Source organism: Shewanella sp. ECSMB14102 (assembly GCF_000813075.1).
Taxonomy (GTDB): Bacteria; Pseudomonadota; Gammaproteobacteria; order Enterobacterales; family Shewanellaceae; genus Shewanella; species Shewanella indica.
In genome coordinates this window covers 19070-35707 of record NZ_JWGX01000028.1, presented here as the reverse complement: position 1 = coordinate 35707, position 16638 = coordinate 19070, and the positions used below count along the sequence as shown (strand labels likewise).

The following is a 16638-nucleotide window of genomic DNA, read 5'->3' as shown; positions in this document are numbered from 1 at the left end:
GTCAGGGGTTAACGACTCTCCAACAAATGTCACTCGGCTTTGCCGTATTCTAGAAGCCAAATCCGGAAATGCCTATGCACCTAAGGGGGTAAAGTTTGCCTTTATGATGCCAATCTCACTCAGGTATAGGGCCAAGACACTGAAAACCTTCACTCAACCAACGGCGATACTGACAGTTGTAACAGGAGCGGGTTATATCGTCTATCTGCTCGTCTTCGTCGTCTTCGGCAAAACAAGCACATTGGATGGCTACCTCGCGGGCAGCCTGCAGATTGCTGTTGCCACCGAGAAACAAACGTTTACCCTGCTTGAGTTCAAACCATTGCTGCATTCAGAACTCCTTCAGTTCCTGTTTACCGGCATTGTGCCACTCGGCGCCACGTTTGCTGACCAGGAGGGCAAACTTGTGTTCGGCCCACACGGCTTTAACCTTGCCGCTAAGCCAGACAGAGTCGGTTTCCTGCAACCATTCACCTGTGGTAGTCAATACGCCATCCAGCTCAGAGCGCTTTAGTATGTCGGCAACGCCAAAAGGCGCGGCTTCATCTGTCTGACCCAATTTCAGTTGGCCTTTCACCCGGCCATCATTACCTGTAAGCCTGAGCCCAAGGCCCGCCAGAGCGCCGATAACGCCCTGCCCTGTGCCGCCGTGCTCGCTGAGACTGATACCCAAGTGTTTAGCCAAGCCGTAGGCTTGTTCCTTGGTCTTGACCTCTTGCTTGGCCTCACGGCCAAAAGCCATCAGCACGTCCTGACCGCTGAAATCGGCCAGAGACAAGAGCGCCAACCCAGGGTCGGCCGCGCTGGCAGACTCCCTGAGCAAATGAGCTATAGCCAACTCACGGATCGCCTCTAAGGTAAGCTCACCGCGATAACCAAAGCACATGGCACTATTGTGGGAAGTGTAAGGAATATCCGGATGCACATAGAGCTGATGCCGGGTCACCAGGGAGGTTTGCCCGCCTTGCTGGGTCAACAATTCAGCTATCTCGGCAGCTATCTCGCCGGTGCCTTTGGTGCCAATATCATCGGTATCATCTATACAAATCAGCCAATCTTTCATCAATAAACCTTAATCAATCTGTCTGAATATCTTTGTGGAGAAGATCGTGGGCCTTGAGGCGTCTCAAGACAGGGGGCACCAGCAGCGCCCCGACTATGGCAAAGGCACCACCTTGTAAACACTTGAGACCAAAACGTACCAAGGCCACCTGCTCACTCATGCCCACCAGCAGATCCTCTACCAGACCTTTTGCGGCCCAGGCGATACAACCCACCAATGCCAGGGCGATGAAACGCCAGCGCAAATTAAACGCATTGGCCAACAGTAGAAGCGCCAGATCCATGGACACCGCCGGGATCAGGAATTTGAGCAGAATAAGCGGGCCGCCTTTGCCAACGCCCAAGGTCATGGCGACCACTCCGGCCAAGGCGCCGCAAGCAGTCATCGCCCCCATACGTCCGACAATGCCGTAACAGGTGAGATAGAAGAAGCTCATCAGCAGCATAGAATGTCCCGACAAGCCAAGTTTCAATCTGAGCATGCTCTTGACCGCCACCAATAAGGTGGCACAAAAGCCGATAAAGAGCGCATCCTGCAGTTGAAATCCTTTGACGTTATTTGTTGCCATGTTCGCTCCGGTTGTCCCGCCAATGGGTCGGCTTGGAAGTGTGACCAAAGTGGCGGCTCTTGGCGGCCAGCGCCATCTGTTTGGCCAACTTAAGCAGTTGGATCAAGAGGGGAAACAGCACACAGTAAGCCAGTTCCGGCCAATTGCGCGGATTGAGCAGTTGCTTGGGAGCAATGCGCGCCCCCCGCAGCCGCTGCAGTTGATAGATCTCGGCGATCTCCTGGGTCATAAAGGGCAACAACCCAATAGAAGCTGCCACCACAAAGGCCCATTTGCTCGGCATGACCAAGCATAACACCTCACCGATACGCTCCGGGCGCACTGTCACCGACAGCCACCATCCCGGCAGCAAAGCCAGAGTAATGCGGGCCACAGCCAAAGTACCTTGTCCCAACTGCTCGCCGCCGTGCATCAATGCATACAGCCCCAAAGTAAAACCGAGCTGCAACAAGACAAAGCGTATCACCCCACCTATGGCGCCGCGCTGCAGCATGCCATGAGCCACCAATATCAGATTGATAGCCGCCAACCAGGGAAGCTGCGCCTGAGGCAAAATAAAGGCCGCCGACGACAGACTCAGCACCAGCAGTAAAGCCGCGGCACTGCCCCACAAACCTAAATCCAGCCCCTTCGGAGAAGTACGGCCGTGGCGCTGCCCCTTAACCCACACAGGCAACCTCCTCTGGGGAAAACGCTATTTCCAGTTGACCTTGCTGCAACTGCCACAACTGACTACAAGGTAAATCTTGCAAGGGTCTGTGGCTGGCTATCACTATACTGCCTCCCTGTTCACGCAGATAATTGAGTATCTGCCAAAGCTGCCCCAAATGTTTGCCATCCAACCCTGCCAAGGGGTCATCCAGCAGCATCAAGCTGGGAGTCAAACAAGCGATAGAAGCCAGGGCAATCAAGTGCTGCTGACCATAGGAAAGTGTGTGTGGAGAACTGTGGGCCAGATGCAACAAATCGAGTTGCTCAAGCAAACTCTCCGCCCGAGACAACGGCAAGTCGAAGCGACGCAGGCTGAACTGCATCTCCTCAATCACTGTGGCCTCAAATAACTGACGGTTGGGACGCTGCATCAGAAGGCCCAGCATGGGGCCGTAGATCCCTGGCTTGGGTTTACGGCCAAAGACCCTTAGCGGCAATGACGCCACCGCGGGTTGAATTCCGGCTATCGCCTTCAGCAGGCTACTCTTGCCCGAACCATTATTCCCCACCAGTGTGACCAATTCTCCAGCGCCCAAAGACAGGCCCTGCTGACACACAAACAGGGGCGAATGCCCCTGGTAACGAAATTCAAATGAAGTGGCACTGACCAGCTCCCGGCTTCGGTCCGGCTCCAGTCGCTGCATATGACTACCGGATTCAGCCCGGTAACAACCTGGTAATAGCCGCCCTTGGTGCAAGTACCAGAAGTGCTCAACAACCGAAGCAAAAGCCAGGGGATTATGCTCCACCAGCACGACGGCCATACCTTCAGCCCGCAGATTACGGATCACTGCCAGCAATTCATCGACACCGGCATCATCCAGTTGCGCCCAAGGTTCATCCAACAGCAGAACCGCCGGTTCACTCACCAACTGGGCGGCAATCATCAAGCGATATTTCTGTCCGAGAGACAACTTGCTGACTTGGGTTTCCAGCGAGACAAACAAGCCCACCCGGCGCAATGCATGCTGCACTCTGGAGATCATCTGGCCGCTGGGCACACCGAGGTTTTCCAAGGCAAAGGCCACCTCGGCACCGACTGTTTGACGCAATATTTGCACTTGGGGATCTTGCATCACCAGGCCCACCAACAACCCCTGACGACGGAAAATACCGCCTTCACAGGGACGCCGTTGCAGCCCGGCAAGCAAAGCCAGCAAACTGGATTTACCCGAACCCGTGGGGCCACTGATGCAGTGGCAGGATCCGGATTCTATTTTCAGATCCAGATCCCTCAATATCAAAGGCTGCAAACAACCATGATTGAAATTGATCCCTTCGAGTTCGAGTAAGCGCATTATCAGATCTGCCAGTTAATCCCAACAAAGACTTGTCTACCGGCCTGAGGCAGAGAATCACTCTGATAGTAGTTCTCGTCCAGCAGGTTGGTGGCTCGTAAATAGAGCTCTAGATTATCTTTAAGCAAAGGTTGTACCAGATTGATGTCCACCAGGGTGTAATCATCCAAGGACTTCTCCTGCCAAACCTTTTGACCGCCGATCTTCTCCTGATCGTAGTAGTTCTGATCCATAATGCGTTCTACGTTCAGGTGGATACGAGTCTCGGTCGGCAGCTTGTAGCCCAACTGGAAGCGCAGTTGATGCTTGGGACGATAGTCCAAACCATCAAACCCTGTGCTGCTGTCTCTGTCTTCGGCGTGCAGATAGCTGTAGCTCAAGCTCAGATCCAGATTCTCTATACTGTTGTTGGACAGCACGGTATCCAAACCCTGGAAGCGATAGTTGCCTATGTTCTGATACATACCACTGGCATCTTTGGCAATATAATCATCTGCATCAGTGTGATAGAGGTATAACTGCAGCTCGGTATTCATACCCAGCCCCTGCTCCAACCCCAACTCAACATGCTTGGAGATTTCCGTTTCCAGTTCCTGATTGCCTGAAGACAGGGAGTACAGGTTACGCATTGAGGGGAAGCGTACCTTACGAGCCGCACTCAGGCTCAAACGGGTCTCATCGGCCGCTTGCCAGAAACCTGAGGCCAGCGCCGAGTAATCGTTCTCGTTGCCTTCGGTCTTGTCCATGTCGTGGTATGCACCACCCAGAGTAAAGCCCCAATCACCGTCGGACTGGAACTGATACTCAGCCGCTGCGGTATAAACCCAGGCCGAATCATCGAAAGACTCACCGCTGCCACCACCTGAGCCATTACCGCCACCGGAACCGCTGCCACCACCTGAGCCAGTACCGCCGCCGGAACCACTACCACCACCAGTTCCACTGCCACCGCCGGAACCACTGCCACCACCAGTTCCACTGCCACCGCCGGAACCACTGCCACCACCAGTTCCACTGCCGCCGCCTGAGCCCTTGGTTGCTGCAATCTTGCTGCTGCCGGACTTCTTGGAGGAGCCAAAGCTTTCAGCTACCGCTTCCCAGCTCTGTTTTTCAGCAATCACTGAGGTGGTTAGAATACCCGCGGTGTCGAAGTCGGAGATCAACTGCAGATTTGCGCCCTGCACTTTGGAAGTGCCATCCTGAGCTTGAGTCAGCTCGGCGTAGCTGTGATCGCCGTACACGGTTTCATAGGTATCACTCTGGTTGTGATAACCAAAGCCACGGAAAGTGAAAGTATCATTGAACTTATGTGCCAGACCCAACTGGAAAGTCTGTGAATCATAGTCATCGACCCGCTCAAACTTCACCCGGCCACTGCCACTGCCATCTCTTGGGGGCTTGCCCCACTCACCGGAACGCAGCGCCATATTGGCAATGAGTTGAGTGTTGTCGCTGAGCCAATAGCTGCCTTGGGCATACAGATTGGACAGTTCTTTGTCTGCATTGTTGCGCTGATATTTATCTTGATACTCAGTGGTTTGATAGTCAGAAGACATAGGGAAACCATCTGTGTGCTGATAACTGGCACTGATGAGTCCCTGCCAGTTATCGCCAGAACCGGCGGCACTGATATCGCCCTTGAAGGTGTCATCCTTGGCCAATTCCAGGTTGCCGGATACTGCCGGAGCGCTGTCGCCACGCTTAGTGATGATGTTGATAACACCGCCGGCGCCGCCTGGGCCATAGAGAACCGAGGTTGGACCAACGGAGACTTCAACTCTGGCAATCTGGCTGGTTGGGATCACGCTGGGATCAAACTGACCATCATCGGCACTATTGGCCGGTACACCATTGATCAACAGAGTGACATGGCGGGTCTTGAAACCACGGATATCCACCCTAGGCGTACCATCACCGCCGTAACGCACGTAAACGCCGGGAACATTCTTCAGCACCTCATCCAGGCTCTGGGCCCCCAGAGCTTTGATTTCTTCTTCAGAAATGCTCCAGTTGGTGGTGGCAACTTCGGTGGCGTTGGCACGCTCACCGTGCACTACAATCACGTCCATCGCGTTATTGACCAGAGGGTCACGTTCAATAGAGGTCGCATTGGCCTGCATGGCACAGCCCAGCGCCAGTGCGAGGGCAGAGAGTTTTACCGGAATATGGGACATAAGGCTCTTCTGTCGTTTCTGATAGGGATTATCCGGGCTATTCTGGCGCCGCCCAAAAAAGCTACAAGCTCAGTGACGGTAAAAACCAATACAGATCGACAAATTAATACAAAGGGAGTAGATAACAGAGTCGACTACGGACAGATTGTCCCAGCAAGACAATTTGCCTAGCAAAAATGTCCACTTACATCACATTAACCTAAGCTGATTAATGGGATCATGCTATACGTCACACCGGCCCCTTCGATGGCTTGACACTAGAGGTGTGGAACTTTAGTTTGTGTTAAAGATACTGATAGCCGGACGCTTTCTGCTTCCGGATCCCTTTGTTCGGATGTTCGGAGCTCCCCTTGTCTGCACTTACCCTGTCTCAGGCCATTTCGTCACTTCAAGACAAGCTGTGTCAATTGACCAAGCCGACACCAGCAGAACCTATTGTCCAACTGGCCGCCGAGGTACAGGCGATCCCACTGATCTCCTGGCTGGCTTCCCAGCCCAGTTACCCAAGAATTTATTGGCAAGGAAGGGACCGACTCGAGGAGGTAGCCGCCATTGGCAGTTGCCTGGATTTCCGTTTCGAAGATGAAGTCACAGACGAGGCTCTGGCCGAAGTCTATGAGACACAGCGGGCCTACTCCAGTAATCAGGAGATCCGTTACTACGGCGGGGTCGCCTTCGATCGCGAAATCGCCTCCTGGCCCGAGTTTGGCCGCGCCAGATTCCTGCTACCCCGAATTGAGTTGAGACGCAGTTCAGATCATTTCCGTCTCTTGGTCAATCTGAACCTGGGTCAAGCAGACCAGCAGCAAGAGATAGCTCAAGCACAAGCCGCACTGGATGCGCTTGTGCCGGCCCGGCCCATGACGCCGCCGACCAAGACCGAACAGCTGTCACGCAATGACAGGCCCGATTATCCGCGCTGGAAAGCCTTGGTGGAACAGGTTACCGCCCCCAGATTCAATCAGGACACGCCCAAAGTAGTGCTGTCGCGCCTGACCCAGCTGCAAGTGAAAGACACGCCGGATCCCTGGCAAGTATTGGCCAGTTGGCAGGGACGTAACCCCAACAGTTTTCAGTTCGGTTTCGAATTCAGTCCCGAGCGCAGCTTTATCTCCTGCTCACCCGAACGCCTCTATCGCCGTCAACAACAGGAGCTGTATACCGAAGCGCTGGCAGGCACCACAGTTCGCGGCCTGAGCCCGGAAGAAGATGAACGCCTGGCGCAGCAGCTATTGGATGACAACAAGAATAGTCATGAAAATCAGCTGGTCAGAGAGCATATTGTCAAGGCGTTGACCCCGCTGAGCCGCTATGTCGGTGCCGATGAGACACCCACCATATTCAAACTCAACCATATTCAACATCTGCACAGATCGATTCGCGCCGAACTGCGTCACGGAGTAAAAGATTTTCAACTGCTGCAGGCCTTGCACCCAACCCCGGCCGTCGGTGGTTTACCGCGGGAATCTGCCATCAGTTTTCTGCGCCAGCGGGAAGGCTATATGCGCGGTTGGTATGCCGGAGCCTGTGGTTATCTGAATAAATATGAGAGTGAATTTGCGGTAGCCATCCGCTGCGCCCTACTGGAACCCGGCTGTATCAACCTGTTTGCCGGTGCCGGCATAGTTGCCGGCTCTGATCCGGCAGCCGAGTGGCAGGAGCTGGAAAACAAACTCGCCACCATAATGTCGATTTTGCTGGATTTTTAGGGTGATGGCGGCTCCTGTATCTTCAGTTGCAGCTGCTCCAGGCTCTGCTGTTTTATCTCCGCCAATTCCCCGGAACGTTCCAACTGCTCAAAGCCTTGGTCGAACAAGGCCTTCAACTCGAGCCCTTTAGGATTATTGGCGAAGGCAAAATAAACATCTGCCCGCAGCACATCTTCGATAAGAACCAGTCTTCTTGGCTGTTCTAACTGCGCCAACAGTGGCTGCATGTCGGGTTTATAATCGAGCACGGCGTCGATTTTGCCTTCATTCACCTTACGCAGCATCTCCAGCAGGCTGCTGTTTTCCTGATAGAGCATGGGTACCTGGGTCAGGGTAAAAAAGCGATAGGCGATCAAAGCCTGAACCTTTCTATGGGCCAAAGACACCATGCCCTGCCATACACTGGCCAACTCAGGGGTTACTGCGGCATCTATCACCTCGGTTTCTACTTTGTGAGCACTGAAAATCCCCTTGGAGATATCCCCCAAATAAAGTCCCAACACCATGTCCACCTGTTCACGCTCCAGCATGTAGAGGGAGCGGGGAAAGGGAACAAACTGGATTTCCAGTTGCCATTCCGGCTTGGGAAAGACCCTTCGTAACAGTTCAAAATAATAGCCTTCACCATTGGTTTCGGTATAACCGCCCCAACTGGCGGTAGCTATCTGGATCTTGGTCGGTTCGGCAATGGCCGGCCAGACAAACGTCAATAAGGCCAGCAGCAGGCAGCAGATTCGATTCATTTAACTCTCCTGTCTTCCCTTTCAGTGTAGAGTAGCTTTAAGGAAGGTGCGAGCAAGCCCCATGCCTGCCCTGCATAGACTTAAACGCCCAAATACAGAAACTTCCTTAGATAGGTTGGACATTTTTTACACTTCCCTCTTGTCAGCCGGATTATGGGCTCTATAATGTGCGCCCTTTCGGTCGAACCGAAGATGCGGGTTCCCTCACCCCGCCCAGCCAACTAAAAAGGTCACAATATGTTAATGTTAACCAGCGCGCAGCTCAAACGCGCACTGATCCTCTTGGTCAGTTTTCACATCCTGATTATCAGTGCCAGTAACTATCTGGTACAGCTTCCGTTTCAGCTATTCGGCTTCCATACAACCTGGGGCGCCTTCAGCTTTCCTTTTGTCTATCTGGCAACCGATCTAACGGTACGGATATTCGGCCAAGCTGCCGCCCGGCAGATCATCTTCAAGGCCATGCTGCCGGCCTTGTTAATCTCCTATGCCATGGGCGTATTGTTTCATCAAGGTAACTTTCAGGGGCTAAGTGCCCTGTCGGACTTCAATACCTTTATATTCCGTATCGCCTTTGCCAGTTTCGCCGCCTATCTGGTGGGCCAGCTGATGGATATCGCAGTATTTGCCCGAATTCGCCGCCAGTGTGCCTGGTGGGTCGCTCCGGCAGCCTCAACCCTGGTAGGCAACCTGGTGGATACTCTGGTGTTCTTCAGTATCGCCTTCTTCGCCTCCAGCGACCCCTTTATGGCCGCCAACTGGCCGGAAATTGCCGCCGTGGATTACAGCTTTAAACTGTTGGTTAGTCTGGGGCTGTTCCTGCCCGCTTATGGTGTGCTGCTGCGGGTACTACAGGACAAGATCTTGCAGACAGAAAACCAGCAGCAATTCTCCTGATGCATTCAACTGGCCAGACCTGTTATAATTTTGGCCAGTTTTTATCCCGCAATCTGTGACACGTTGCGGCCCGTTGAGAGAATAATGATGTACTCCATTGAAATCAAAGCTATTACTGAAATAGATCAGCAACAGATCGACGAGATCATGGCCTTGAGTGCTCAGATCCCCGAGTTTGATTCCAGCTACCAACAGCAAGAATTTGAACGTCGGCTGACAGGCAATGCCTGTTTGTTGTTGTTGGCCTTCGTGGAAGGTGAATTGGCGGGATTCAAGCTGGGTTATGCTCTGGACGAGCAGTGTTTTTACAGTTGGTTAGGCGGAGTATTACCCGATTATCGCAGCCTGGGGCTGGCGCGCAGCATGCTGGAAGCGCAGGAGCGTTGGGCCACTCAAGCCGGTTACAAGCAGATCCAGGTCAAGACCCGCAATCAGTTCCGTTCTATGCTGAATATGCTGATCAGCCATAAGTATCAGGTGGTGGACTTCCGCGCCGAGCCTGGACATATTGCCGACAACCGTCTCTATCTTGAAAAGAGCATGTTCTAAGGAAGTCTTGCAAAGGACTTGGGCCATTTGCTGCAAACCACGCCTTGCCTCCAAGCCTGTTAGCCGACGCAGAACATAGATGGGGCTTGTTCGCACCTTACCTAAAAAAAGAGCACGCCAAATGGCGTACTCACAAAGACTGCAGGGAAGCAGTTCTTAAAACGCTTTGCTGATACCTATCACTAACCTGTCATCGAAGATCTCAGTCTGGGTACCATAAACCTTGTGATCTGATTCAACCGTACTGCCGTGGTAGCGCAGATCCAGGTTGAAACCATAGAACTCCTTACTGACCCCCAGATTCCAATGTCCCCATCCTTCGGCACCATTGCCGCTCAGGTCTTGATAACCGACAGAACCGGAAACCTTGATACCGTTCTCAAAACTATAACTTGGGTGCAGCGCATAGTTGACCCCGTGCCAACCATCGACACCAAACCAATCATCCACAGTCGGCGTCACTTCCAGTTGCAGATGGGCCCGACCGAAAGACTTGCCGAGTTTCAGCCACAGCTCTGTGTAGTTGGAGTAGGACGCGCCTGGATAGAGATAAGAGAACAACATGACATCATAGGTGAAACCTGAATCACCCAACTCACCACTCTTGCCGATGAAAGGCGCAGTGACTATCTCAAGATTGGGGTCGGCAAACTTGATGTTGGAAGCAAATACCCCGGCGTACCAACCGGCATCATGGTTCCAGCTGAATGTGCCCTGGACGACAGGCACATCGCCATCCAGGGTTTCCGATTCGCCACGGAACACATAGTCAGAGGCAAAGGTCAGATTGCCGGCAAAACTGCCACCGGCGAAACGGGGAGCTTCGTCTGCCAGCACCATTGAACTGCTGCACAGCAGCAAACTTGATAAAAACAGCTTATGAGTTGGGTTCATCTTTATCCACCAGAGCATGATTATTGTTAGCCCGGATAGTAAGAAGAAGTTATGAACAGGGTTATCTAGGTTAATGAACCGTGAAGGAATAAATGTGAACAATTATGAATGACTGCGACGGAGCCGCAGTCATGGCGACTTACTCGAAGCCTTCTGGACGCTTCACATACTCGGGGATCTCCAGCAACATGTTACCCCAGTAACCGAACAAGGCCTGATAGATAAAATCTATAAAAATTATGTATTTACGAGGCAAGTAGGCCCGTTTTGGATAAGACAGCAACAAGGTGTTGTGTTCCATGGGAAAGTCTTCCAGCACAGCCACCAACTCTCCCTTTTGCAAGGCCTCATCGGCAATCATCGGCGGCAGACAAGTGATCCCCAAGCCGGCAATGGCCGCTTCCCGGGCTAAAGTGATATTGTTGACCTTAAGCTGCACCTCAGGGGTGATCACCTGCCATTCATTACCATCAAAAATCTTCCAGCAACCGTCATTGATAAGCTGGATCCCGCCCTGCTCTATGCCCTTGTGGTGCCAAAGATCATCCGGGGACTGAGGAGTACCATGACGCTTAAGGTAATCAGGGCTTGCCATCAAGGTGGTGCTGGTCTTCACCAGTTGATAATGCTGCAGACGTGAGTCTTCGATGCCGCACAGGTGAAACAGTATGTCTATCCCTTCTTCAACCATATCCACCTTGCGATTAGTCAGCTCAGCTTCTATGGTAATATCCGGGTATGCTTCAAGAAAACGAGCAAATACCGGGCCGAGGAATAACTGCCCCATCTCAATCGGGCAGACTACTCTCAGATTGCCCTTGACCCGCTGTTGATTGGCACTGAGCTGCGCCTCGGCATTTTCCAGATCCACCAAAATCTTGGTGATCTTGTTGTAATACTCAGCGCCGGCCTCGGTTAACCTCAATGCCCTGGTGGTTCTGAACAGTAGCTGAACACCGGTCGCCTTTTCCAACTCTGCGACTTTGCGACTGACGGTAGTCTTGGTTAGCCCCAACGCCTTGGCCGCGCCGGTAAAGCTGCCTTGTTCAACAACTTGAGCAAATATTTGTACCCTGTTTAGATCCATTTATTGTTGCACCTGTGGGACAGTGGGTTTATTTCTATATGACTAATCAAATTATCGTGACAGTAGTAGAATACTCGCCTCGCGGTGGAGGATCCAGCATGGTGCAGAGAAATTTCTGCAGTTTAGCCTTGGGTCACCCAACCATAAAACGCTTGCAGCAGTTGGGAAAGCTGTCTTTGCCTCCAAGACAAAACAGGATATCTCCCATACAGGCAAAAACGAGATTTGGATACATAAGTTGTTGAATTCATAAATCTCACAACTAAATGTAAATAAATGGCAATAGTGTCGTTTATTGATTAAAAAATTTTCATTCATTTACACTTTTCGCTTATCCTGTAGCTTGTTGATACAGGATGCTTGTGCGATAAATATGGGTTCGAAAATTTTGCTGGCGAACTGCGCCAGGAAGCCTGTCGTACGAGACATTTTCCCTTCCCGGCAAGCAGATACTGATTAGGAGTTATCATGCGGCATGTATTAAAAGTTGCCTCAGTTGTAAGTATGGCGTTATGGGTGACGGCCTGTGGGTCGGAAGCTGAAAAAGCCACAAGCAATCAGGCGGCCCCCGCTATGGAAGTCAGTGTCCTGGAAGTCAAGTCGGCTCCGCAGGCACTGCAAGTGCAACTGCCTGGGCGCAGCATAGCTTTCCTTGAAGCCGAAGTTCGGCCTCAGGTCAACGGCATCATTCTGAAACGCAGCTTTACCGAAGGCGGCGATGTGAAACAGGGTGAGTCACTGTATCAAATTGACCCTTCCACCTATAAGGCATCTCTACAGAGCGCCAAGGCGGATCTGGCCCGCGCCGAAGCGTCTCTGGCATCGGCCAAGGCAACTCAGGCCCGTTATCAGGAACTGGTCAAAACCAAATACATAAGTAAAGAAGAGTACGATAAGGCAGATGCTTCCTATAAAGAAGCACTGGCAGCGGTGGAAGTGGCCAAGGCGGCCATCAATACCGCGACCATTAACGTCAACTATACCGAAGTACAGGCGCCTATCTCAGGTCGTATCGGTAAATCCAGCGTCACGGCCGGTGCTCTGGTGACCGCCAACCAGCCTCAGCCACTGGCGACCATCCAACAACTGGATCCCATTAATGTGGATATAGTGCAGTCCAGTACCCAGATGCTGCGTCTCAAGAGCATGTTGAAGGCCGGTAAACTGCAGGCTTCCGATGATGCCGAAGTGACTCTGCTACTGGAAGATGGCTCTACTTATGATCACAAGGGTCGCTTACAATTTGCCGAAGTCAGTGTCGATCAGAGCACAGGTTCTGTGACGCTGAGAGCCGAGTTCCCTAACCCGGAACATACGCTGTTGCCTGGTATGTATGTGCGCGCCATCCTCAACACAGGTGTCGATCCTCAAGCGATTCTGGTACCGCAAAAAGCCATTACCCGTAGTCCCAAGGGTGAGGCTGTAGCCATGTTGGTGAATGGCGAAAACAAGGTAGAAGCTCGGGTGATCAAGACTGCCGATGTCATCAATCACCAGTGGCGGGTAACAGAAGGACTCAAGCCAGGTGACAAACTGATTGTCGAAGGGCTGCAAAAAATCCGTCCCGGCATGCCTGTGACGGCTAAACCCATGACAGCAAACCAGCAATAACAGGGCGGAAGTTATGGCACGTTTCTTTATCGATCGCCCCATCTTCGCATGGGTGATCGCGATTATTATCATGCTGGCGGGTGTCCTGGCCATTAAGGCCCTGCCGGTTTCCCAGTACCCGGATATTGCGCCACCAACCATTGTGGTCGCTGCCAACTATCCAGGTGCGTCGGCCAAAACTGTTGAAGATTCTGTGACCCAGGTGATTGAACAGCGTATGACAGGTCTCGACCATCTGCGCTATATCAAGTCCACCAGTGACAGCTTCGGTAACGCCGAAATCACTCTGACCTTTAACGCCGAGGCGGATCCCGACATCGCCCAGGTTCAGGTACAGAACAAGCTGCAGGCCGCCATGGCTTTGCTGCCTCAAGAAGTAACAGCTCAAGGTGTAAGGGTTAACAAATCCAGCTCCGGCTTCCTGATGGTAGTCGCCTTTATTTCAGATGACGGCTCCATGACCAAGGCCGACCTCGCCGACTACGTGGGTTCCAACGTTCAGGATCCCATGAGTCGTGTACCCGGTGTGGGTGAAACCACCCTGTTCGGCGCCCAGTACTCAATGCGTATCTGGGTCGACCCACTGAAGCTGACTAACTACAACCTAACCACTCTGGATGTAATCGCTGCGATTAAAGAACAGAATGCTCAGGTTTCTGCCGGTCAGTTGGGTGGTGCCCCTGCGGTCCAAGGCCAGGAGTTGAATGCGACTATATCGGCTCAGAGCCGTCTGCAAACGCCTGAGGAATTCCGCAACATTATCCTCAAGTCGAACCCCTCGGGAGCCAATGTCTATCTGAGTGATGTCGCCAAGGTTGAACTGGGTTCTGAGAGTTATTCCATCGAATCACTCTACAATGGACGCCCTGCCACAGGTCTGGCGATCAAGCTGGCCACTGGTGCCAACGCACTGGATACCGCCGAAGCCGTGCGCGCCAAGGTAGAAGAGATGCGTCCCTTCTTCCCGGCCAGCATGCAGGTGGTGTATCCCTATGACACGACACCCTTCGTAAAGAACTCCATCGAAGGTGTGGTTCATACTCTGCTGGAAGCCGTGGTACTGGTGTTCGTCATCATGTATCTGTTCCTGCAAAACTTCCGTGCCACCTTGATCCCAACGATTGCGGTACCGGTAGTATTGCTGGGTACCTTCGCCATCCTGTCATTCACCGGATTTTCGATTAACACCCTGACCATGTTCGCCATGGTACTGGCCATCGGCCTCTTGGTGGATGATGCCATCGTGGTGGTGGAAAACGTTGAGCGGGTGATGTCCGAAGAGGGGCTCAGCCCCAAGGAAGCAACCAAGAAATCCATGGGCCAGATCACCGGTGCACTGGTGGGTATCGGTCTGACACTGTCAGCAGTGTTTGTACCTATGGCCTTCATGTCCGGCTCTACCGGGGTTATTTACCGTCAGTTCTCCATCACTATCGTATCGGCGATGGCCTTGTCGGTATTGGTGGCCATCATTCTGACTCCGGCACTTTGTGCCACTATGCTTAAGCCACTGAAGAAGGGGCATACCCATGCCGAAACCGGCTTCTTCGGCTGGTTTAACCGTAACTTCGATCGCATGACTGGCAAGTACGAAAGTACTGTTGCTAGCATCATCAAACGTTCAGTACGTATGAGCGCCGTCTATCTGGCACTGGTTGTGGCCGTAGGCTGGATCTTTATCCGCATGCCAACCGCCTTCTTGCCGGACGAAGATCAGGGCATGCTGTTTACCCAGACCATACTGCCAACCAACGCCACTCAAGAAAGTACCATGAAGGTACTGGAAAAGGTCTCGGATCAATTCCTGGCAGACGAAAACGTCAAATCGGTTCTGAGTGTGGCGGGCTTCAGTTTCGCCGGTCAGGGGCAGAATATGGGTATCGCCTTCGTCGGGCTGAAAGACTGGTCTGAACGTACGGCTCCAGGCAGTGATGTTCAGGCGGTTGCCGGCCGCGCCATGGCGGTATTCAGCCAGATGAAAGAAGCCTTCGTGTTTGCCTTCGTACCACCTGCAGTAATTGAGCTGGGTACAGCCAACGGTTTTGACCTCTTCCTGCAGGACAAGAATGGTCAAGGACACGAAAAACTGGTTCAAGCCCGTAACCAACTGCTGGGCATGGCGGCTCAAAATCCCAACCTGGTGGGTGTACGCCCCAATGGTCAGGAAGATGCGCCCATGTATCAGCTGCATATAGATCATGCCAAGCTGCGGGCACTGAGTGTCAACATAGGTGATGTCAACAACGTGCTTTCTGCCGCTTGGGGTGGCTCCTATGTCAACGACTTCATAGACCGTGGTAGGGTGAAGAAGGTTTATGTTCAGGCCGATGCCAAATACCGGATGCAACCTGAAGATCTGGACTCCTGGTATGTGCGTAACACCCAGGGAGACATGGTGCCCTTCTCAGCCTTTGCCACCGGCAGCTGGGAGTATGGTTCACCGCGTCTGGAACGCTTTAACGGTCTACCGGCAATGAACATCCAGGGGGCAACGGTTCCGGGCTTCAGTACCGGTGAAGCGATGAACATCATGGAAGACATGGTTAACCAGCTGCCACCAGGCTTTGGTATCGAATGGAACGGCCTCTCCTACGAGGAACGTCTGTCAGGCAACCAGGCGCCTGCACTCTACGCGCTGTCTATCCTGGTGGTATTCCTGGTATTGGCGGCTCTGTATGAAAGCTGGTCCGTGCCTTTCGCGGTAATTCTGGTGGTGCCTCTGGGTATTATCGGTGCCCTAATCGCCATGAATGGCCGTGGCCTGCCAAACGACGTGTTCTTCCAGGTGGGTCTGTTGACCACTGTGGGTCTGGCGACCAAGAACGCCATTCTGATCGTGGAGTTCGCCAAAGAATACTATGAGCAGGGCTCCAAACTTGTCGATGCCACCCTGCACGCAGTGCGGGTACGTTTGCGGCCAATTCTGATGACCTCGCTGGCATTCGGTCTCGGGGTTGTACCTCTGGCCGTCAGTACAGGTGTGGGTTCAGGCAGTCAGAATGCCATAGGTACCGGGGTACTGGGTGGTATGATCAGCTCAACCTTCCTGGGTATCTTCTTTATCCCACTCTTCTTCGTGGTGGTAGAGCGCATGTTCAGTAAGCGTGAGCGTGAAGAGCGCAAACTGCGAAAACAGGCCAAATAATTCGCCTGTCGCCTCAAAGCCCGGCTGATATGCCGGGCTTTTTGTTGCCTGTTGCAAACCACTTCTATATGGAGCTTCAAAGACTTAACACCTGTTAGGTTCGCATCCGGCCTTAGGACTTGTCATTCCGCCCAAAATGTAAAATTGGTGGGCAACAAAGGGTTAAAGAAGCTGGTCAAGCGCGCCAAT

The 16638-nt window shown here is 52.8% G+C and carries 14 protein-coding genes; 5 read left to right on the top strand and 9 right to left on the bottom strand.

Going from position 1 to position 16638, the window contains the following annotated elements:
* Window positions 1-115: 115 nt before the first annotated feature.
* Genes RC73_RS10550 through RC73_RS10525 form a run of 6 tightly spaced genes read right to left on the bottom strand, consistent with a single transcriptional unit; the run spans window position 116 to window position 5814 of the window.
* Window positions 116-331, bottom strand: a complete 216-nt coding sequence (locus RC73_RS10550; RefSeq protein ID WP_039034601.1) for a hypothetical protein — start codon at window positions 329-331, stop codon at window positions 116-118.
* On the bottom strand, window positions 332-1063 hold the full coding sequence (locus RC73_RS10545; protein WP_039034600.1) for a DNA-binding protein: 732 nt from the start codon (window positions 1061-1063) through the stop codon (window positions 332-334).
* A 13-nt stretch (window positions 1064-1076) separates the two neighbouring features.
* Window positions 1077-1631, bottom strand: a complete 555-nt coding sequence (locus tag RC73_RS10540) for a hypothetical protein (RefSeq protein ID WP_039034599.1) — start codon at window positions 1629-1631, stop codon at window positions 1077-1079.
* A complete protein-coding gene (locus RC73_RS10535; RefSeq protein ID WP_143078389.1) occupies window positions 1618-2301 on the bottom strand; it encodes an energy-coupling factor transporter transmembrane component T in 684 nt (227 codons plus the stop codon). The genes RC73_RS10540 and RC73_RS10535 overlap by 14 nt, the downstream gene beginning before the upstream one ends.
* Window positions 2291-3640, bottom strand: coding sequence for an ATP-binding cassette domain-containing protein (locus RC73_RS10530; protein ID WP_039034598.1), 1350 nt, complete (start codon window positions 3638-3640; stop codon window positions 2291-2293). The genes RC73_RS10535 and RC73_RS10530 overlap by 11 nt, the downstream gene beginning before the upstream one ends.
* A gap of 2 nt (window positions 3641-3642) precedes the next feature.
* Complete coding sequence (locus tag RC73_RS10525) at window positions 3643-5814, bottom strand: TonB-dependent receptor plug domain-containing protein (protein WP_039034597.1); 2172 nt, start codon at window positions 5812-5814, stop codon at window positions 3643-3645.
* Window positions 5815-6164: 350 nt separating this feature from the next.
* On the opposite strand from RC73_RS10525, the gene RC73_RS10520 reads away from it, so the two are divergent.
* Window positions 6165-7523 carry an isochorismate synthase gene (locus tag RC73_RS10520; RefSeq protein WP_039034596.1) on the top strand — a complete coding sequence of 453 codons (1359 nt, stop codon included), beginning with the start codon at window positions 6165-6167 and terminating at the stop codon, window positions 7521-7523.
* On the opposite strand, the gene RC73_RS10515 is transcribed toward RC73_RS10520, so the two are convergent.
* Window positions 7520-8266 carry a substrate-binding periplasmic protein gene (locus RC73_RS10515; protein WP_039034595.1) on the bottom strand — a complete coding sequence of 249 codons (747 nt, stop codon included), beginning with the start codon at window positions 8264-8266 and terminating at the stop codon, window positions 7520-7522. The genes RC73_RS10520 and RC73_RS10515 overlap by 4 nt on opposite strands.
* Before the next feature lie 237 nt (window positions 8267-8503).
* Between RC73_RS10515 and RC73_RS10510 the strand changes: the two genes are divergently transcribed.
* Both RC73_RS10510 and RC73_RS10505 read left to right on the top strand, forming a co-directional pair.
* The gene (locus RC73_RS10510; protein WP_039034594.1) at window positions 8504-9163 is read left to right on the top strand and encodes a 7-cyano-7-deazaguanine/7-aminomethyl-7-deazaguanine transporter; all 660 of its coding nucleotides are present in this window, start codon (window positions 8504-8506) and stop codon (window positions 9161-9163) included.
* An 84-nt stretch (window positions 9164-9247) separates the two neighbouring features.
* On the top strand, window positions 9248-9712 hold the full coding sequence (locus RC73_RS10505) for a GNAT family N-acetyltransferase (RefSeq protein ID WP_308428155.1): 465 nt from the start codon (window positions 9248-9250) through the stop codon (window positions 9710-9712).
* Between the two features lie 156 nt (window positions 9713-9868).
* Here RC73_RS10505 and RC73_RS10500 read toward each other — a convergent pair whose 3' ends face one another.
* Both RC73_RS10500 and RC73_RS10495 read right to left on the bottom strand, forming a co-directional pair.
* Window positions 9869-10606, bottom strand: a complete 738-nt coding sequence (locus RC73_RS10500) for a TorF family putative porin (RefSeq protein WP_039034592.1) — start codon at window positions 10604-10606, stop codon at window positions 9869-9871.
* A gap of 139 nt (window positions 10607-10745) precedes the next feature.
* A complete protein-coding gene (locus RC73_RS10495; protein WP_039034591.1) occupies window positions 10746-11693 on the bottom strand; it encodes a LysR family transcriptional regulator in 948 nt (315 codons plus the stop codon).
* Window positions 11694-12161: 468 nt separating this feature from the next.
* On the opposite strand from RC73_RS10495, the gene RC73_RS10490 reads away from it, so the two are divergent.
* Both RC73_RS10490 and RC73_RS10485 read left to right on the top strand, forming a co-directional pair.
* Complete coding sequence (locus tag RC73_RS10490) at window positions 12162-13304, top strand: efflux RND transporter periplasmic adaptor subunit (RefSeq protein ID WP_039034590.1); 1143 nt, start codon at window positions 12162-12164, stop codon at window positions 13302-13304.
* A 13-nt stretch (window positions 13305-13317) separates the two neighbouring features.
* Window positions 13318-16449 (top strand): efflux RND transporter permease subunit, encoded by a 3132-nt coding sequence (locus RC73_RS10485; protein ID WP_039034589.1) that lies wholly within the window; start codon window positions 13318-13320, stop codon window positions 16447-16449.
* The last annotated feature ends 189 nt before the right edge of the window (window positions 16450-16638 follow it).